Consider the following 18,887-nt stretch of genomic DNA (forward strand, 5'->3'; position numbering starts at 1 on the left):
GTGGGGGACGGGGGGGCGCCCGCCCTGGCTACCGATGGCGGTTCAGCCGCGTCGCCGCCCGGAGCGCTTCCGAAACGCCATGGATTGCATGCACGACGAGTGATTCGCCCCGGGCGTGTGCGGCAATGGCGACGTCATCGTCCAGCTCGGACTCCTGGTTGTTCAGTGGCGCGCTCTGGAAACGCGAGTGACTTGATTGCGGCGGTCGACGTACCGGCACGGGGGCCTCCCTGGGGCATGGGCCAACGGCTCCCTTTCAATCTGGAGACGTGTTGCTCGGGAGGCCGTGGCAAGGCGTGCGTGGCCTGCTTCCGTGGGAGGTGGGGGAAGCCGCCCATGAGAGCCTGAAGCCTGGCGGAGCGGTGTCCGAGGCCGTCCAGGACGTGGGAGGGGCGGCGAAGGGGGCGTTGGAGTCCGATGGGACGGTGAACCGCGTGGCCGACCAGGCACTCGGGCCTGGTGGCCCCGTGCGGGACGCCGTGAAGGGCACGGTCGGGCCCGAAGGCGTGGCGAAAGACGCAAGCCAGGCGCTCAGTGGCTCGATGCAAGCGGGCGGTTCGAAGCGTTCGAAGCGCCCATCACAGGGCGGCGGGAGGCGAGAGCGAAGGCCGCCGCAGCCGGCCCCCGCCCCGGAGCAGCGCTCCGGCGCACAACGTTTCAGACACGGCCCGCCTGCCGGTGGCTCGAAGCGCCGTGCATCAGGACGACCGCGTCGCCGCCAGAAGCGCCAAGGGCGCGGAGAGAGCCCGTGGTTTCCCACACGCGACGGGAGCGCGTGGACGTGCTACCCCATCCCCATGCCTCGCGCTCCCCGAACCGATGCCTCGCCCGAGGGGCCGAACCCCTCCACCTCGCCGTCCGCGCCGCCGCTGGACTCCGCCTTCACCTGGCACTCAGAGAGCGCGGAACCCGCGCCTGCCCGGCTGTCTCCCGTGAATGACCGACTCAGCGCGGATACGGCGCTCAAGCGGGTGCGCCGAGGCGAGTTCCTGCTGTACTCCGGTGACTTCCACAACGCGAAGCAGCTCCTCGGCGCGCTGAGCCGGCGGCTGCCGCGGCCAGCGAAGGCGCGCTCGCCGCTGGAGGCCTTCCGTGCCGAGCGGCGGGCCCGGCAGCTCGAACACGAGACGCTGTCGCGCATCGTGGTGTCTCTCGACCGCGACTACCGGCTCGGGCTCGCGCGGGCACCGGACACTTCACTGGCATGCCATCAGGTATGGGGGGCTTCAACGACGGACACCACCATCGTCCCGCTCAAACAACTCCTCGGCATGCTTGGGGCGGCGGAGTGGCGTCGCAAGGGGCTCGCTGTTCCTGGCCTCAATGGGCTGCTTCACCCGCACTACGGCGTCTATCTTCCGACCCGCACGGATTACGTGGAGTTGCTGACCTCATTCACGGAGGCGAAGGGCAAGCGCGTGTTCGACATCGGCACCGGGACCGGCGTGCTCTCATTCATCCTCCTCCAGCGGGGCGCAGCGTCCGTTCAGGCGACTGACTGTGACTCTCGCGCCGTGGCCTGTTCCCGGGAGAACGCGGAGCGGCTCGGGCTTGGCAAGCGCTTCCAGGTGGCCGAGGCCGACTTGTTCCCGAAGGGCACGGCGGACCTCGTGGTGTGCAACCCGCCCTGGATTCCTGAACCGCCCAAGAACCGGGTGGACCGCGCGGTGTTCGACGAGGACAGCCAGTTCCTGCGCCGCTTTCTCGAAGGACTCTCCGCTTCGCTTGCGCCTGGGGGAGTGGGCCTGCTGCTCCTGTCGGACCTCGCGGTGCTGCTCGGCCTGCGCCCACCCGGGTGGCTCGAAGCGGAGTTCGAGCGGTGCGGCCTGTCGGTGCAGTGGGCCCGGTCGACCCCGGCGCGGCATTCGAAAGCGAAGGACACGTCAGACCCGCTGCACATGGCGCGCTCCCGCGAGCGCACCACGCTCTACTGTCTGAAGCCGATGAGCTCGTAGTTCCGGTGTTGTCGTTGGCCTGACGATGGTGAAGGTTGACGTCCCCGCATTTCGATGCGCTCGGAGAGGCATTGCGCGCGTTTGGATGAGCCAGGCGCCCGGTGGGCTTGCGCGTGACGGAGGCATCCGGCCGCACTTGTCGGAGTTCGGCGGCCAGGAGTAAGACGCGCGGATGCGATTGCTCCGCATTCTCATGCTCTTGTTGTGTGGATTGTCCATTCCTCGCACCGCCAGCGCTCAGGCTGTCATGGTGAGTGGACCTCCCGTGGCGCCCCTTCCCGAGACGACGGGGGCGGGCCTCTGCGTCGCGACGAGCGTCTCGCGGAATCCCGCGGCTGACTTCCCCCAGTCTCAGTCGACCTACATCGCTGGTATCAACGCCTTCATGGAGGCGAACCGGGGCAACCGCGTCACTTCGGTGCTGCGGACGCCCCTGGACCTGTCCAACAACCTCAATGACGGGAGGACGCTGAGCTACGGGGACTTCACCGGGGCCGTCGCCGGCTGCCCCGTCGGCGGGTGTGACTTCGGCTACAGCGATGCCGTCACATCCTTCGCGACCCGCCTGCGTGGCTTCATCGCGGTCACGAGCGACATGGTCGACAGGCCCCTGCACTTCGGGTTCTACGCTGACGACTCGGTGAGCCTGGCGCTCTTCGACCGCGACCAGACGAGCTACCCGGTCATCAACCGTCCGCTGACGCTCGGCTCTCCGACGTGGCGCGCCACCAACACGGTCCACTTCGCGCAGCCCGGACTCTACGGCGTGGAGGTGCTCCACGCGAACGTCGGGGATCACGCCGCACTCGAGATGTCGGTATATGACGGCGTCTTTACGGACTTTGAGAGGGCAGCGACCATGCCGCCCATCATCAATCTGGCTACCGAGGGCTTCGTGCTCGTCACGCCCGGGATGTTCCATCAGACGGAGTCGGGGCAGCCCTCGTTCCCAGCTCCCACCGAGTGCGCCCAATGCAACCGTCAGTTCGCCAACGCGCCAGGGAATGGGGGATGCGAGACGGGCTACCGGTGCAACGCGGCGGCCTTGTGCGCTCCCTGTGATTCGTCGCTCTTCTGTGGTGAGTCGTGCTCTCCGTGCGGTGCATCGACGCCGTACTGCGTGAGCCAGACAGAGGGCTTCGCCTGTGCGCAGTGTCAGGATGCGAATGACTGTGTGGCGCCGGATGAATGCCACCTGCCCATCTGCACGGAGACGGGCAACTGCGCCTCCACTCCCGTGGAGGATGGCACGGAGTGCACGGGAGGGACCTGCCAGCAGGGCGAGTGCAGGCCCGTGGACGCGGGGACCCCCGACGCGGGAGCGGCGGACTCGGGAGAGGTGGACGCGGGAGAGGCGGACGCGGGGCCTCTCGATGCGGGAGCGGCGGACGCGGGAGAGGCGGACGCGGGAGCGGCGGACGCAGGTGGGCCCGGTGAGGTGGACGGTGGCTCCCACCCTGGCGTGGATGGGGGGAGCACGGGCACAGACGGTGGAAATCCCACGGCGGACTCGGGCGTTCTGGCCGGGGATGCGGGCTCTGTGGATGGAGGCTCGCCGGAGGACCCTTCGGGGCCGGAGTCTGGCTGCGGCTGTCAGGCGGGTCCGTCCGCGCTGTTCCCCATGGCCCTGCTCGCGCTATCGCTCGTCGTGAGACGCGGCCGGCGATAGGACACGCCGTTCGCGCGTTGGGTGCTTCTTCATGGGGCCCCCTCGCGTTCAGGGGCCCCATTGTCGAAGCGTGTCCAGCAGCGGCAACTCACGCCGACCTCCCAGGCCTCATTCGAAGGCGATGGCACCCGGACGACGGTCGGCCGGGCTGTCGCTACCTGTCGGTGAGCCCAGGGAGGTCCAGCCACGCGATAGGGTCGAACCCGGGCGTGGTGGGGGTCTCGAAGCGCCAGATCAAGGAGATGCTGTTGAGGGTATTGGGCTGGAGCGCGCTGGTGAAACCCGACAGGCGTGCATCGACGCCCTGGGGCGCCAGCGACTGGAACCGGGTGCTCGCCGGAGCGCCTCCACCGAACTGTCTCCCCAGGTTGGTGCGGAGGTAGAGCTGATTGAACGAGCCGGTTTCGAGGGCGCCGCCATGCCCGAAGGCCGCGATGACATACTCCCCTTCCGCGAAGGTGATGTCACAGACGTCGTGTCCACCGGCGGCGCCCCTCAGGGGTTGCGCTGCGCCGTCGATCCAGATTTGGAGACAATCCACCTGGCTGCCTGTGCGAAGGAGGATGCGGGAGATGTTCTGACCATTGGCGGCGGCGTCCTTCGCGCGGCCCCCATGCGAGATGTTCTCCGCGCCACCGTAGGGCCCCGTCAGCGCGTGGATGACGCTCTGGACGGGGAGCTGGCCGGTGGAGCCGAAGCACGGCCACATGAAGGAGGGCGCCAACCACCCCAGCATATTGACGGCGAACTGTTGCGTGTAGAGGAACGCATGCCGATCGCGGGGCTGGCTCTGCGCCTTCGACTCCGCCCAGGCCTTCTGCTCGTTGAAGGCTTGCATCGCCATCTCCTTCAGCGCGGCCGTGGCCTGCTCCAGCATGGCCTCCAGCGCCACCCTGAAGGCCTCGCGCTTCGCGGGGCCCTCCGTCCGGTACCAAGGCGCCGAGGCATAGATCTGGTCGAAGTAGCGCCAGCGCGCGCTGTAGATGGCCAGCGCGATCGTGAAATAGGCGGAGCTGTAGGGCAGCTTCTGCGAGGGGTACTGTGACGAGGGGTAGTTGCCGTTGTAGGTGAAATACGGCGCGCGGCCCGCGATGAACATACACAGGGTGTCGTACTGATTGTAGACTTGGTCATTTTGATACACCTTGATGGCGTTGAGGATGCCCCAGAACTCGTTCTCGACGGAGCTCATCACCGATGACTCAACGCCGAGGTAGACGGCCTTGACGATGTACCGCTTGATGGCTTGCCAGATGACGTTGGGGTCGGTGGCGGAGGGCCAGAAGATGCCCATCAGGCTGCTGAGGAACCCCCCGATGTTCGGGATGAGGTTGATGAGCGCCCCCACCAGCGACTCCAGATCGCTCGTGATGGAGGCGAAGAGCGCTTTTTCTTCGACGAGCGCCAACTGGGTGATGGCCCCGTTCCGTGCCGCGGACGCACCGGGCCAGTCCACGGGCTTGGCGCTGAACATCTGGAAGCTGTCGATGTTGCCACCGAAGTGGTACTCGCCTTCCAAGTTGGACACGAGCGTGTTGGGGCCGAAATACAGCTTCGTCTTGCTGGGGTTCTTCTTGTTGTAATCCTTATCCTCGTAGACGATGAGCCAGGTCTGGGGGCCGGTCACCAGCGAGTGGATGTGGTCCCCCACCTTGGCGCCTTTTGGGGAGCTGCTGCCACACAGCGTGAATTGGTAGTCATCAAGATCCGGGACGTTCTTGGCGCCCGTGAAATTGATGTAGGCATGCTGGTAGCCCCACATGTCGAAGAACTGCACCCAGGTTCCAGACGCGCTTGTACTTGGCATTGATGCCTCTTTCTCAGGGAGAAGCCCCAGCCGAGACTCACAGCAATTCGCGCGCCCAACGACCTCCAGGTGCGGGCGCATGTTTTCATCCGGAAGCGTGGAATTGCTGCGTCACGGGAGGACGCAACTGCGTTCCATCCGCTGCGCTCTTCGGCGTCCATGCCTGGTCCGCCACCGTCTATCCGGGTTTTTGACACCCGCACCGAATGGCTCCGAAGCTCGCTGCGTCCCTTCCCCCGAGAGGCTTCGCTCCATGCTCCCATCCCTGTCCCGCGGCAGCCTGTCCATCTGGACGCTCATGCTCGCCATGCTCCTCTGCGGCACCGCCACCGCGCAGTTCACCGGCAAGCGCCGCGCCTATGCCTCCAGTTTCTGGGGCGGCACCGGCGCCAGTGGGAAGACCATCTCCTGGAGCGCGCTCTACGTCGCGCTCCCCCTGGACTACGGCTACAACGCCGCCAACACCACCATCGTCAACCTGGCTGGCGTCACCGCGGCCCAGTCGGACCTGCGCACCAGCAGCACGCGTTCGCTGAAGTGGGGCACGCAGGTTCGCATCACCAACCGCCACCCGGGGCACGCGGGCTACGGCCGCAGCGTCCTCACCACGCTCCAGGACTCCGGGCCCGCCGACAGCATCCTCAGTGACGCCGCGCTGGGAGGCCGCGCGGCATCTCCCTACAAGCCCCTGGGGTGCTGGATTGACGTCACCCCGGGCGTGAAACAGGCGCTGGGCAGCACGAAGCCGGAGACGGAAAACCTCATCGTCGACTTCGAAGTCGTGAACGACCTCGGCAGCTCGCTCGACCTGGACTCCAACCCCAACCTCGCCTTCGGCATGGCGGCCAGCGCGAGCGACTCGGAGAACACGGGCATCAGCGCCCCCAGCGCCGCCGTGGACGGAAATGGCGCCTATCACCTGGAGAACTACCGCAGCGCATGGCGTTCGGCGTACCACGCCAACACCTCGGACACGGTGTGGCTCAACGTCAACCTGGGCCGGCCGGAGGCCGTGCGCCGCGTCGTCGTGAAATGGGGCAGCTTCGTGCCCCCCGGCTACACGCTGATGGGCTGGACGCCGGGCATGAGTTCCTGGGTGACGCTCGCCACCCGCACGGGCGCGGGCGGTGGCACGCACGTCCACTCCTTCACGTCGGACCAGACGTACCAGTACTTCGGCCTGAGCATGAGCGGCGCGACCCGCTATGACGTGAAGGAGCTGGAAGTCTACCGCTGGGACTACTGACGCCCGGAGCACAGCAGATCCCCAGTGCTCGCCGCGACGCCTCGTTGGGCGAGCGCTGGCCCCCGGTAACGAAGGTGCAGGCCTTGGTGGAGGGTATCGGTCGGTTGCGGAAGGGATTCGAACCCTCGCCCCCGAAGGAGCGCGAACATGGCCCCCTTCTCGGTGAGCAACACCGTTCGGGTCTTCTCCTTAGGGGGCCTGAATCGCCTGGGCGTCCCACGCGACCTCGAGGCTCTCGTGCCTCCGGACGGTGACGCTCCTCAGGAAGCCCGGCCTCTGCCCCGGTACGAGCCGGAGCCCTGGGAGACTTCGAAGCAGCGCCTCCACTGCCAGGCGGGCCTCGAGCCGCGCGAGCGGCGCGCCGATGCAGAAATGGAGGCCCTGCCCGAAGGCGAGGTGCTTCTTGACGTCAGGCCGCCGGATGTCGAAGCGCTCAGGCTCGTGGAACCGGGCCTCGTCGCGGTTGGCCGACGCGTAGACGATGCGGATGTGGGCTCCCTTGGGAATGGGCACGCCCCCAATCTCCACCGCTTTCAGCGCCGTACGGAACATGGCATGCACGGGGGAGATCATCCGCACTGCCTCCTCGACCGCGCCCGCGATGAGGCCCGGGTCGTCCCGAAGTGCCTGCAGTTGCTCCGGATGGTCGAGCAGGAGCTCCACCGCTCCCACGATGAGGCCCGCGGTCGTCTCATGTCCCGCGAAGTGCACCTGCATCAGCAGGCTCACCAGCTCCGCCATGCTCATGGGCGGCGTCATCCCCTTCGCCCCTGTGACGATGTCGCTCAGCAGGTCCTCTCGGGGGGACACCTCCCGCTCCTCGAGCGCCGAGGCCAGGTATCGCTGGAACTCGACCACGCCTCGCGCGCACGCGACCTGGTGCTCGATGGGGCCATGCGCCGCGAGGACCGTGGTCAGCTCATCGGACCAGCGCCGGAACCGGTGGATGTCCGAGCTGGGGATTCCGAGAATCTCCGCGATGATGCTGCACGACAGCGGATGGGCGAACCGGAGGAACAAGTCCGCCTGCCCCTCGTGCCTGAAGGAGTGGATGAGCGCGTCCACGAGGGTGCGGATGAAGGGCTCCTTCTCCGCGAGGCGCTTCCCGGTAAAGGCCTTGCTGACGAGGCTCCGGAAGCGGCCATGCGCTGGCGGATCATTGTCGACGAGGCTGGGCACCAAGGGGTAACCGTCCATCAGCGCGGTGACCACCTCCGGCGGCGTCGTCGCGGCGCCCACCGTGATGGACTCCGCGGACGAGAAGCATGTGGTATCGGCGACCACGGCGCTGATGTCCGCATGGCGCGTCACCACCCACGCCCCCAACGCCGGACTGAAGAACACCGGTTCCTCCCGCCGTGCACGCGCGAGGAACGGATGCGGATTCTCGAGCTGGGGAGCGTCGAGCGGGTGGTACTCGGACCCGAGTCCTGAAGGGGCGTTGGTCTTGGACATGCGTGAGCTGACCTCAACGGTTTGTTGGGTGGGGAGCGGGACAGCGGACTGAAGGATGCCGGGGCCTACGGCTGGTCGGAATCGAAGAACGCGCTCTCCCCGGCGGTCAGCCGCGCGAGGTACTGGCCGCACGCGGCGTCCGCGCTGCAGCAGAGCTCGAGCCTCGAGCAGGTGCCATCCATGGAGAGGACGTCCATGCCGCGCCCGCCTGCGCTGCCCCCGCGGTGCGCGACGAAGAGCGACGCGAAGTGGTCTCTCCTTGCGAGAAGGCGCCCGTCAGCAACGGGGACGGTGCTTTTCACGCGATAGCCCGAAAGGGCAGGGAGTGAAGGGGGCCCAGGTCCGCGTCGAGAAGCATGATGCCCCGGCTGTGAGCACCGCGAGCGCGTCGCCAAGAGACACGATGTCGAAGGTCCACGATGAGATCCGTGCAACGAAAGGTCGCTTCGTCTCTTCATGCCTCGTGGCGTTCCAATGGCTCCTTCATGATACCACTCGAGTGAAGTGATCGTGTTCGCCTGCCTCCATCCACACCCTGCAAGGTGGCGCACGGAGGCATCCCGTGCGCCGCCCTCACCTCATTATAGTGCGTTGAAGACGAGGTCGTCGTTGTCGTCGAGTTCCCCCGGTGGGGCAGGGGCTGCTCACTCCCCCGTAGCGGAACGCCGCGCGCACCACCTGTGCGGAGCCGGCCGGTAGTGTGTATGTCACCGACAGGCGCTGGAGGCCGTAGCCTGCTGCGGTGACCGTCCCCACCAGCGACGTGGTGATCGGCGAGCAGTACACATCCAGCACGTTCGTCGTGCTGAATGCCCAGACGGTTGCAGTGAGTCGTGTCGCCGTGCCCGTGCGCAGCGCCCCACCATCCACGGTGGCGAGGACAATCCGGTCGATAGACTCGCCGCCGTGGGAGTTGCCTGAGTGTCCATCGACCGTGTTTGGCGCGTTCAGCTCGGGGCCCACGCTGCCCCGGCCCGTGAACAGGGGGCCCGAGTCGCAGCTTGCCCCGCCGCGCACGACGGTGCACGCCACGTGTTGCTGTCAGCACCGTGCCAGTCGCTTGCCAGCGGCTGCTGTTCGTCGACGATCCGGTGGCCGTGAAGTGGAGCAGCGCCGGGTTGGGGTAACCCCATCGCGAGAGCGGCAGGGCTTCAGGCGGTTCGTCCGGAACGTCCTGTTGGACGAGGTGCCCTTGACCAGCACCGCGCAGTGAGGCAACCCGCCGCTGGTGAGTGCCTTCCAATGCCTTCGGCCCTGTGGGCCTCAGTGAGGGACATCGGAGCTCGGTTCCGTTCGGAGTCGTGGCGGCGAATGGACGCCCCGGACACCTGCCCTCGGCTCCTCACCTCCGACCCGTCCGATGCCGACCAGGATGGCGTGGGGGATGCGTGCGAGGCGCCGTAGCCTCGCCGGCCACGAAATCGTCCCTGCCTTCCGCGACACGGAGGGCAGGGACGCGCGCTCCCGGTGACGCTACGGCGTCGGAGGCGTCAGCACGTCACTGATGCGGAAGGCCCACAGCTCCCGGCCTGAGACGCGGTCATCCGCGGTGAAGTAGACGAAGTCCCCCGCGCGGATGAATCGGCCGTTGGAGCTGATGGAGGACGGAGTGGGCCCCGGTGCGATGTCGCCCACCTGCCACGTGCCCGTCTCGGTACCGTCGCTCACCCACGGCTCCCGGCCTGTCAAGCCATCCGTGGCCAGGAACACGAGCAATCCCTCCGGCTCCAGGGCCAGGGGCACGGATTCCAGGCCCATGCCGGACGCGCCCCCGGCCCAGAGGTCGCGAACACGCACGGTGCCGGCGGCGGTGCCGTCCGTCTTCCACAGCTCGGCGCCGGTGAGGCCGTCGTTGGCCTGGAAGTAGATCGCCCCGTTCATCACGGTGAGCTCCCGGGGCGACGAACTGCCCGAGCCGGGAACGAGGTCCGTCACCACCGCCGTGCCGACGGCGGTTCCGTCCGTCTTCCACAGCTCCAGACCCAGAGTGGTGCTGCCGGCGGCGAAGTACAGCTCACCGCCCAGGACGGCGAAGGAGCTCGGAGTGGAGTTGCCGTAGCCCGTGGAGATGTCCTTCACCATGACGGTGCCGGCGGCGGTGCCATCCGTCTTCCACAGCTCGACGCCGGTGACGCCGTCCGTGGCCCGGAAGTAGAGCGTGCCGCCCACGTTTATGAGGGATTCCGGCGTGGAGCCCTCTTGGCCCGCCCGGATGTCCTTCACCATGACAGTGCCGGCGGCGGTGCCGTCCGTCTTCCACAGCTCCTGGCCGTACCCGCTGCTGTAGGCTGAGAAGTACAGCGTCCCGTCCTGGACCGTCAGATGGCGGGGCATGGACACGGGCAGACCCGGGTTGATGTCCTTCACCATGACGGTGCCGGCGGCGGTGCCGTCCGACTTCCACAGCTCAATGCCGGACACGCCGTCATCACCAGCGAAGAAGAGCGTCCCGTTCACGGAGACCGGAGTCCCCGAGCCGGAGCTGCTACCAGCCCAGATGTCCTTCACCATGACAGTGCCGGTGGCGGTGCCATCCGTCTTCCACAGCTCGCGCCCGTACGTGGGGTGCTCCGCGGTAAAGTAGACGACTCCATCCACCAGCGTGAGTCCGAACGGAGCGGACGAGGCGTGGCCCGCCCAAATATCCTTCACCATGACGGTACCGGCAGCGGTGCCGTCCGTCCTCCAAAGCTCAATGCCAGACACGCCGTCGTCGGCTGAGAAGAGAAGGGTGCCATTGAGGTCCGCGAAGTGGGAGGGGCTGGACTGGGGCAGGTAGGTGGCGATGTCCCGCACCATGACGGTCCCCATCTCGGTGCCGTCGCTCTTCCACAGCTCCGTCTCGGAGGTGGGGGTCTTCGCGGTGAACATGAGCGTGCCGTTCACGTTGCTGAGATGGAAGGGGTTCGAACTGGCAGTGCCCGGGTTGATGTCCTTCACGCGCACGGTGCCGGTCGCGGTGCCGTCGCTCCGCCACAGCTCCGTGTCCGAGGTGCCGCTGTTCGCGGAGAAGAACAGGACACCGTTTACGTTCGTGAGGTACGAGGGATAGGAGCCTGTGGTGCCCGCGACGATGTCACTGACCAGGGCCGTGCCGGCGGCGGTGCCATCCGACTTCCACAGCTCGACGCCCTGGGCGCCGGAGGCACTGAAGAACAGCGTCCCGTTCACGTCCGTCAGGTAGCTGAGGTTCCTGGGGATGCTGGAGACCATGACGGTGCCGGCGGTGGTGCCATCCGACTTCCACAGCCACGCGTCGGTGCTTGAGAAGCCGGCCAGGAAGTAGAGGGTGCCGTTCACCACGATGGGTTGGTTCAAGGAGGAACTGCTGCTGCCCGGGTTGATGTCCTTGACGAGCACGGTGCCGTCGGCGGTGCCGTCGGACTGCCACAGCTCGGTACCCAGGGAGGATTCCGCGGCCGAGAAGTACAGCGTGCCGTTCAGAACCACGAGCTTCGAGGGATTGGAGTTGAGGCTGCTCGGGTTGATGTCCTTGACGAGCACGGTGCCGTCGGCGGTGCCATCCGACTTCCACAGCTCGACGCCAGAAACGCCGTCATGGGCGGTGAAGTACAGCGTCCCTCCGGCCACGGTGAGGTTGGCGGGCGAGGAGCCCGTCGCGCCCGCGCGGATGTCCTTGACGAGCACGGTGCCGTCGGCGGTGCCATCCGTCTTCCACAGCTCGACGCCGGTGACGCCGTCCGTGGCCGTGAAGAAGAGCGTCCCGTTCAGCACCGCCCCGCTGACCGGACTGGAGCTGCCGAAGCCAGGGGTGACTTTCTTGACAAGCACGGTGCCGGCGGCGGTGCCGTCCGTCTTCCAAAGCCCGGTGCCGAGGCCGCTGATTGAGGCCGAGAAATAGAGTGAGCCGTCCATCTGGCCCACGATGCCCAGCGACGCCGTCCCCAGCGAGCCGGGGTTCATGTCGTTGATGAGCGTGGTGCCGGCGGTGGTTCCGTCCGACTTCCACAGCTCCGCCCCGGACACGCCGTCATTGGCGATGAAGAACACGGAACTCCCCATCACGGTGAGCTGCGTGGGGGTGGAGCTGCCATTACCGAACAGGGTTGGGGTTGTGCGAAGGTCCTTGACGAGGAACGGGGCGTTCCCCACTGCCGTGCGTGCCGTCTCCAAATGGGAGGGGTCGTTCGTCGTCTCGGGGCCACAGCCCGTGCTCAATGCGAGCGCCAGCGGCAGGAGCGCCGCGGCTACGTACTTCTGCGAGTGCATGTGATTCCTCGTCCATGCCGGAAACCAGGCGCGCTGGAGCGCGGCCTTCCGGGGGCGGTAAGATAACCGCCCCCTCCGACATGGCCCAGGCGACGGAGCGCGCGCAGGCGTCTGACAATTGGATGTGGGGAATCAGTGCTCCTGGGAGGAATGAAATTGCTAGACGGAGCTGTCAGGCCCACCAGGAGTGGGTCCATCTATCCCCCGAGAAGCTTCGCTCCATGTTCCCATCCCTGTCCCGCGGCAGCCTGTCCATCTGGACGTTCATGCTCGCCATGTTCCGTTCGCGCGCCGCGAGGTGCTGGGCGATGACCGCCGCTACACGTACCTGCTGACCCCTGGCTTCCGGCTCGCAGACCGTCGTCTACACGGTGCGCAGGTCATCTCGGATGGGCGCGTCTCGTTCTTCGATGTGCGCCCGAAGAAGTAGGGGACGGCGGGTGTCGAAGGTCCCGGGACAGGTCATCCCTGGCCGCTCGCCCGTTCAGCGCTTGCGCCGGCGCACAATCCACCTCGTGACGGCGACGAGGACGAGCGCCAGATAGGCCCAGCCCCCGAGGCGGATGGCGTCTGACAGCCACGGTGGCGTCACGGGGTGGGGCTCCACGAGCCGGGTCGCCGCGACGATGAGGCTCGTGATGGCCAGGGCGACGAGGAGGAGCACCCCGCGTGGGAGGCCGAAGAGGACCACGTGGAACCGGCCATTACGGTCGCGCTCGATTGGCATCAGGTCATCGCCCATGGTTGCTCCGGCAGGTCGAAGGCCGGAGCACGCAGTCCGCTAAGCCAGGTGCCGTGTTCGTCGCGCTTGTCGCTGCCGCAGTTCGCGAGCGAACCGGCGAGCCAGCCCTCGAGAGTGGGGCGAGACAGGCGCTCCGCTCGTGCTTGGATGGGGTTGCTCCTCGTCGCGCGGAGGATCCGGATGCGTCGGACTCGGCCATGACGTTCCGGAAGCGGAAGGAATGGCCGAGGAACTTGATTGCGAATCCACCGAGTTCCATGGTCACCGAACCTTCTGCATCCGCCAGAACTGCGAGGACTCCCCCGGAACTTCGTTCAGTGTCGGCGCACAATCCAAATGGCCTGGCCTCAGGAAAGCAGGTGCTTGATGAGGGGGAGGATATGCTCCAATTCCTCTCCAGTTCGAGTCTTCACCCAGAAGTCGATCCGGGGGGAGAGAAAGTGCGCGTCTCGCAGCACCTCCGGCGTCAATGCGACGGTCTCCGCCGACATGAACCGAGAATGGTCCGGGTCCACGCGCCGGAAGACAATGCGTGCCCACTGAGCCCAGTGGCACACCGGGCAATCCCATTGTTCGAGCGCGCGGATGTCCTCCGTCCCAACAGGCTCTCTGAGCGTGAGATAGGCGTCCTTCAGCTCCTGAATGCCTACTTCGAGGAGCTCTCCTGGCCGCACGCTGATGCTCTCCGGATCCCGGTTGAGATCCCGGGTGTTCAGGCGCGTCTCCCGCTCACCCGCGTGTGAGCTGCAATGAAGACAGGTCAGAGGGGTCAGGAACCAGACGATGTGGGCCACGAGGGACTCCCGGGTGGAGGCACCGAGGGATGTGGCCTCGGGGGACCGAAGATGACCTTCAAGCTACGCCTTTGAATTTCAATGACAAAGTAGCCCTCGGGATAGTGTCCGGCAAGCTGAGCCGCCGCCCCTCCCTTGACGCCGGGGCGGGGCGTGAACGTCCTCGGCGATGTGGCGAAGCGCTGGGCCAGTTCGGCCGCGAGGTCTCCGTCCACCGAGATGATGCTGGGCGTCACGCCTGGCGCGGTGTCCGCGAACAACGCGTCCGCGATGATTGCACGGTCTACTCCACCCTTGCTTCCCCCCGCTTTCGCAGTGCGTAGCTCGTCAAGGGCCGTGATGTACGTGGGGGCAGTGCGATCCGGTGTGATGCCTCGGAAGTTTGGGAGAGAGGGTGACGGGCGGCCAGTCAGCGTCTGCCCCCCGACTGCCTCCGCGCCAGCAAGTGGTGGAAGGCGGAGGTCCGCGTCGGGTCCCACGATGTAGCCGAAGGTTGGTGCCGCTCCGTCGGAAGGGTCGACATAGGGCCCGAGGTTTCGAGAAGCCCGGAGTGCGTTGATGGCGTCCTGATAGTTTGCGTCCAGGTCCGCGAAGCGAAGGATGGGTGTTCCCGTCTTCGAGTTGAAGCCAGTCAGCAGGCTGTCGATGGCAATGCGCGCGTTGCTGTCCAGGATGGCCGTGCTGGCGGTCACCGGCGCGCCCGGGAGAAGCGCCTCTGCCGGCTCGAGGCCATACGCGACTCGCGCCAGGCGCGCGAGGCGGCCGGCGGAGCCTCCAGCCGAGTCGAGCAGATCCTCCGCCATGCGCACCGGCATCCGCTGGAGCAGGGCACGCAGATGCGAACCACGCACGGGCCCCGTCGCTCCCAGGCCAAGCGCGGTATTCACCCGGCCGATGCCGACAGCCGCAATCGCGTCGCGCGCCTCGGCCGCCGAGATGTCCATGATGGCGGCGCGCGCCGCCACGGAGAGCTGGCGCAGCAGCGCCTCGGCTTCCGCGGCCGGAAGCTGCATGGCCCAGACGAGCTGGGGCCGCGTCACGGCTTCATCGAGCCGTGCCAGGATCTCGAGCCCCCGCGGGCCGACTTGCGCCGCGGTGTCCACGAGCTCGCGAGGGGAGTATCGCAACAGTAGCTTCCGCAGGGCGTGCTGGGCCGCCGACGCACTCAGTCCGCCGGCCTCGAGTTGGGCGAGCAGCGCGCCCTCTGTCCCCGCCGCGCGCAGGCCCGCGAGGCCGGGCGCCACGCCCCGGCCCACTAGGTAGTTGCGTGACATCCCCCAGCCGAACGCACGAGGCATGCTCTGCAACGGCGAGCGGATGACGCCCGGCAGCGCCCGCGCCGCCGCGGTCGCCTGCGCCGGCATGTTGCGGATGCCGGCCCCGATGCTCCGGACGCCGCGTCCCACCGCTCCGGGTATCTGGGGCAGCCCTCGACGCACGGCCGCGCCCATCCTCGCGAAGTTGCCTCCCCGCGAGAGGCTCCGCCCCGCGCCGCGCACCGCCGTCCCGAGACGCGTGGTCAGCCCGCCTCCCCAGCGCGCGCCTCCCCCGGCCCGGAGGATGCTCCGCTGCATCCCTCGGCCGCCCACCTGGGCAAGCTTCGCCATGCCCAGGTGCAGCACGACGTTGCCAGCGGCGGAGATGTCGCTCGACATCCGGTCCGACGAGCGCTGCAGCTCCTCGGCGTTCCGCGCGACGCCCGCCTCGTAGAGGTTCTTGAGGAAACAGAGGAACTGCAGGAGCAGCGCCCACTTGCCGACCGCGATGGTCCACCCGCCCGTCGTCACCATGACGCTGGCGCAGAAGGCCACCACCGGGCCCAGCGCGGGCCCCAGGAAGCCGAAGCTGACCAGGATGAGCGCCGTGCACAGCGCGGCGATGACCGCCGCCAGCGCGGTGATGGAGCCCAGGATGATGGTGAGGCCCGTCGCGATGTCGGCGGCGATTTTGAGCAGATTGCCGATGGGGTCGCGCTGCCAGGCCTGGATGTTGACCAGGTTCGCCGCGCCCGAGGCAATCATGCCGAAGCCCGACACCACGCCCAGCAGCGGCGTCACCGGATTCACCAGCCCGAGCGCCAGCGCGCCCCAGCCCGGCCAGCGGATGCCCGTGAGCCCCGACCACAGGTGCCGCCCCGCCATCCGCAGGGCGATGCGCCGCCGCTCCCAGGCGTTGGTCTGCTCGAACGGCTTGCCCGCCATGCCCTGGATTTCGAGCACCTCCGTCCTGCGCCGCTCCTGCTCCCGCTCCTCGAGCTCCTCGCGACTCACCCGCTGCTCGCCCTCGGCCGGAGCCGAGCCGCCGAGCATTTGCGGAATGTGGCTGGAGATCGCCCCCGCCGGGTCGATGCTCCACCGGTCCTCGTAGCCGGCCTGGGGCTGGCGTTGGACCACCGTCTCCGCGCCCGCCTCACCGGGCGGCTGTGGCGCGATGGGCGGCAGCTCGCCTCCTTGGGCCGCGGTGGCCTGGGCCTGTTGCGCCGCCGCCTGGGCCTCGCCTTGTTGCGCCTCCTCGGCAGGCGCCGTTTCCCGGGCACCGACGGCGGCCTTCCCTCCGGCCGCGACCGGCGGCGCCTCTCCCTCCTCGGGCTGTGCGGGCTCCGGTTGCGCCGGCGGCAGCGTCTGGAGACGAGGCGCCTCGATTCCCTCCTCCTCGCGCAGCGCCCGCTCCTCGGGGGGCTCCTCCGGGATGGCCGCCGCGTTCTCGCGGTGGGTCTCCTGCTCCGCGCGCAGCCGCTCCTCGACGAGGAACGACTGCTCGACCACGGTGCGCCCCTCGGCCTCGGTCTCGTCCGCCTGGGCGACCATCTCCGTCGGCCGGTCGGCGAGCGCCTCGACCTGGGCCCGGGCCCCGTCGGTCTGCTCGCGCATCTGCGCCAGCTTCTCGTCCGTGCGCTGGAGCACACTGGTGCTCTCTGTGAGCTTCGCCTCGGCCCGCGTGTTGAGGCCCGCGGCCTGCTCGGCGTCGGCGGACAGCCCCCGGGCCCGCTCCTGGCCGCCGGAGAAGGCGCGGTCCAGGTTGTTGACGTCTCCGCCGGCCTGGTTGATTTCACCGCGCTGCTCGCCGGCCTTCTCTGCGGCCTCGTCGTCGTCGGGCGTGTTGGCCTCGCTCTCGGCCGACAGCGAGGAGGCCTCCTCGGCCATCCCCGCGGAGTCCTCGCGGCCCTCGTCCGCTTTGCCCAGGTGTTGCGGCGCCTGCTCCGCTACCCACGCGGTCTTCTGGCGCGACACGCCCAGGGCGGCGCGCCCCTGCTCCAGGACGGTGCGCCGGTACGTCGCGTGGCTCTGCGACGTCGCGACGCCGAGGTCCGACTGCGCGACTCCCTTGCGGACCAAGTTGATGTTGCCCTCGAGGATGCGCGCGTTGGCGCGCTCGGTGGACGCGACCTCCTGCAGGCCCGTGCCCTCATCGCGCATGCCCTGAGTGGCCTCGGCGATCTCCGTGATGGCCGCGTCCGCGTTCTCCACCGGTCGCAGCGCCTGTCCCCCCGCGTCCACCGGCGCGACCTGGGGCACCGGCGCGACTGGTATGGGCACCTGGGGTTGTGGTTCGGCCGCCGCCGTGGCGAAGGCCGCCTGCGCCGCCGACTGATCCGCGTCTCCCGCCGCCGCCTCGCGCCCCCCCGCCTTGCCCTCCTCGAGCTTGCCGCCTTCACCCTCGCCCTCGGCCTGGGCCGGCGCGTCGACCACCTGCTCCGTCTTGGTCGCCGCGGCCTGGACACCCGGTCGCTCCTGGGTCGCCCTGTCCACGTCTGGGCGCGCCTGGGGCTGGAGTGCGTGGCCCTTGGACGTGACGTCGCCACGGTCGATGTCGGGCCGCTCGTCCGGGACGTCCTCGTCCGCGAGCTCCTCGTCGATGCGCGCCCGCATTCGAGCGGCGGGCCCCGTGCCGTCCTCGGGCTGGCGGTAGTCGGCCGGCTTGCGCTGTACCGGGGGGGCGTCTCCCTCGGTCTGCTGGACGACGTGGGTCATCTCGTGGGCGAGCAGCTCCACGTCCTCGGGGCTCTCGCCCCGGCCCAGGAAGACGTGCTCCTTGTGGGTGAAGGCTCGGGCCCGGATGCTCTCGGCGGCGTCGCGGTCGACGGAGGCCTGGTGGACGCGCACGTCGGAGAGGTCGCGCCCGATGACCGGCTCGACGCGCTCGCGGACCTGGGCACTCAGCGGTTCGCCCGAGGTGCCCGTGAGGCGATTGGGTGTCGCGGGTGGACGAGGTGGCGTCGCGGACGACGAGGTACCGGAGGCTGGCGCCGACGCGGCGCGAGCCACCTGGTCCGCCTGCTCCTCCAACGCGCTCTTCGCGGGCGCGACCGCCAGCTTGGGCTGCACCGGTGGCACCGCCTGTGTGCCTGCCCTGGACCCCATGACTCCGCGCAGGTACAAGGGGAGGCTTTCGGCAGGAGCCGTCGCGTCCGTGGGTGTTTGCGCCCCGCCAATCACTGGGGCGGTCGGCTCCCGCGGCTCGCGCAGGTAGCGCGGCACACCCGCGTCCGTGGCGCTGGCCTGCGGCTGCGACCTGGGCGCCTTGGCATCCCGGGACGCTGGCTTCACCTCCGGCTTCTTGGCGCGAGCGAAATCCACGGCACAGTCCCCCTGCTGCGTGTCGCGTTGTCCCCGTCTGCAGTGCGTCAGGAAACGCCCGAAGCGCTGGCCGCGTCAATCCCACACGTGATGTCTGCTCCAGACGTGTCTGCCCATGATTGGTGGCATGCGCGAGCATCCGTCCGCGCGTCGGCTCACTGGCGGGTCCTCCTGGGAGGAGCGCCTGGCTTCTCTGGCGGGTGAGACGCCCCTACCCACGAGGGCGCTCCGACGAGCATGTCGTGATGAGGCGGGGCCCAAGGCGCCTGTGACGCGAATAGCCTCATAGCGGGGTGCGGATGAAGGGAGCAGGCGGAGGGTGTTGACGGAGTGAGGAGGTATCGCCTGCTATGTCCGGTACGCATTCGCTCGACCTGCGCGAGCGTGTCATCGCAGCTTGGCAAGGGGGCGA

General features: G+C 68.3%; 11 protein-coding genes. 4 read left to right on the forward strand and 7 right to left on the reverse strand.

The window, feature by feature from the left end; translation table 11 throughout:
• Nucleotides 1-797 precede the first annotated feature (797 nt).
• Both HNV26_RS32470 and traA read left to right on the forward strand, forming a co-directional pair.
• The gene (locus tag HNV26_RS32470; protein WP_171444800.1) at nucleotides 798-1,955 is read left to right on the forward strand and encodes a 50S ribosomal protein L11 methyltransferase; all 1,158 of its coding nucleotides are present in this window, start codon (nucleotides 798-800) and stop codon (nucleotides 1,953-1,955) included.
• Nucleotides 1,956-2,148: 193 nt separating this feature from the next.
• Nucleotides 2,149-3,624, forward strand: a complete 1,476-nt coding sequence (gene traA / locus HNV26_RS32475; RefSeq protein WP_301338543.1) for an outer membrane exchange protein TraA family protein — start codon at nucleotides 2,149-2,151, stop codon at nucleotides 3,622-3,624.
• Nucleotides 3,625-3,778: 154 nt separating this feature from the next.
• Here the strand turns inward: traA and HNV26_RS38755 are convergent, their stop codons facing one another.
• On the reverse strand, nucleotides 3,779-5,431 hold the full coding sequence (locus HNV26_RS38755) for a jacalin-like lectin (protein ID WP_253817269.1): 1,653 nt from the start codon (nucleotides 5,429-5,431) through the stop codon (nucleotides 3,779-3,781).
• A gap of 253 nt (nucleotides 5,432-5,684) precedes the next feature.
• On the opposite strand from HNV26_RS38755, the gene HNV26_RS32490 reads away from it, so the two are divergent.
• The gene (locus tag HNV26_RS32490; RefSeq protein ID WP_171444802.1) at nucleotides 5,685-6,677 is read left to right on the forward strand and encodes a discoidin domain-containing protein; all 993 of its coding nucleotides are present in this window, start codon (nucleotides 5,685-5,687) and stop codon (nucleotides 6,675-6,677) included.
• 189 nt (nucleotides 6,678-6,866) lie between these two features.
• Here the strand turns inward: HNV26_RS32490 and HNV26_RS32495 are convergent, their stop codons facing one another.
• The 3 genes from HNV26_RS32495 to HNV26_RS32500 form a co-directional block, all read right to left on the reverse strand.
• Entirely contained in the window at nucleotides 6,867-8,132 is a 1,266-nt protein-coding gene (locus tag HNV26_RS32495; RefSeq protein ID WP_171444803.1) for a cytochrome P450, read from the reverse strand.
• A gap of 65 nt (nucleotides 8,133-8,197) precedes the next feature.
• Nucleotides 8,198-8,329, reverse strand: coding sequence for a hypothetical protein (locus HNV26_RS39085; protein ID WP_301338541.1), 132 nt, complete (start codon nucleotides 8,327-8,329; stop codon nucleotides 8,198-8,200).
• 1,276 nt (nucleotides 8,330-9,605) lie between these two features.
• A complete protein-coding gene (locus tag HNV26_RS32500) occupies nucleotides 9,606-12,362 on the reverse strand; it encodes an ELWxxDGT repeat protein (RefSeq protein ID WP_171444804.1) in 2,757 nt (918 codons plus the stop codon).
• Between the two features lie 298 nt (nucleotides 12,363-12,660).
• Here HNV26_RS32500 and HNV26_RS39090 point away from each other — a divergent pair, with 298 nt between their 5' ends.
• Nucleotides 12,661-12,792, forward strand: a complete 132-nt coding sequence (locus HNV26_RS39090; protein ID WP_301338542.1) for a hypothetical protein — start codon at nucleotides 12,661-12,663, stop codon at nucleotides 12,790-12,792.
• Between the two features lie 54 nt (nucleotides 12,793-12,846).
• On the opposite strand, the gene HNV26_RS32505 is transcribed toward HNV26_RS39090, so the two are convergent.
• From HNV26_RS32505 to HNV26_RS32515, 3 genes are all read right to left on the reverse strand, one after another.
• Nucleotides 12,847-13,104 carry a hypothetical protein gene (locus HNV26_RS32505; protein ID WP_171444805.1) on the reverse strand — a complete coding sequence of 86 codons (258 nt, stop codon included), beginning with the start codon at nucleotides 13,102-13,104 and terminating at the stop codon, nucleotides 12,847-12,849.
• Between the two features lie 347 nt (nucleotides 13,105-13,451).
• Nucleotides 13,452-13,898, reverse strand: coding sequence for a hypothetical protein (locus HNV26_RS32510; protein WP_171444806.1), 447 nt, complete (start codon nucleotides 13,896-13,898; stop codon nucleotides 13,452-13,454).
• Complete coding sequence (locus HNV26_RS32515; RefSeq protein ID WP_171444807.1) at nucleotides 13,874-18,475, reverse strand: eCIS core domain-containing protein; 4,602 nt, start codon at nucleotides 18,473-18,475, stop codon at nucleotides 13,874-13,876. Before HNV26_RS32515 ends, HNV26_RS32510 begins: the two co-directional genes overlap by 25 nt.
• Nucleotides 18,476-18,887 lie beyond the last annotated feature (412 nt).

The organism is Myxococcus xanthus (assembly GCF_013116825.1).
Lineage (GTDB): Bacteria > Myxococcota > Myxococcia > Myxococcales > Myxococcaceae > Myxococcus > Myxococcus xanthus_B.

Bases quoted from the DNA above. Each gene is read 5' to 3' on its own strand.
- HNV26_RS32500 (WP_171444804.1), bottom strand. From the start codon at position 12,362: ATGCACTCGCAGAAGTACGTAGCCGCGGCGCTCCTGCCGCTGGCGCTC.
- HNV26_RS32495 (WP_171444803.1), bottom strand. From the start codon at position 8,132: ATGTCCAAGACCAACGCCCCTTCAGGACTCGGGTCCGAGTACCACCCG.
- HNV26_RS32505 (WP_171444805.1), bottom strand. From the start codon at position 13,104: ATGGGCGATGACCTGATGCCAATCGAGCGCGACCGTAATGGCCGGTTC.
- HNV26_RS32490 (WP_171444802.1), top strand. From the start codon at position 5,685: ATGCTCCCATCCCTGTCCCGCGGCAGCCTGTCCATCTGGACGCTCATG.
- HNV26_RS39085 (WP_301338541.1), bottom strand. From the start codon at position 8,329: ATGGACGTCCTCTCCATGGATGGCACCTGCTCGAGGCTCGAGCTCTGC.
- HNV26_RS32470 (WP_171444800.1), top strand. From the start codon at position 798: ATGCCTCGCGCTCCCCGAACCGATGCCTCGCCCGAGGGGCCGAACCCC.
- traA (WP_301338543.1), top strand. From the start codon at position 2,149: ATGCTCTTGTTGTGTGGATTGTCCATTCCTCGCACCGCCAGCGCTCAG.
- HNV26_RS38755 (WP_253817269.1), bottom strand. From the start codon at position 5,431: ATGCCAAGTACAAGCGCGTCTGGAACCTGGGTGCAGTTCTTCGACATG.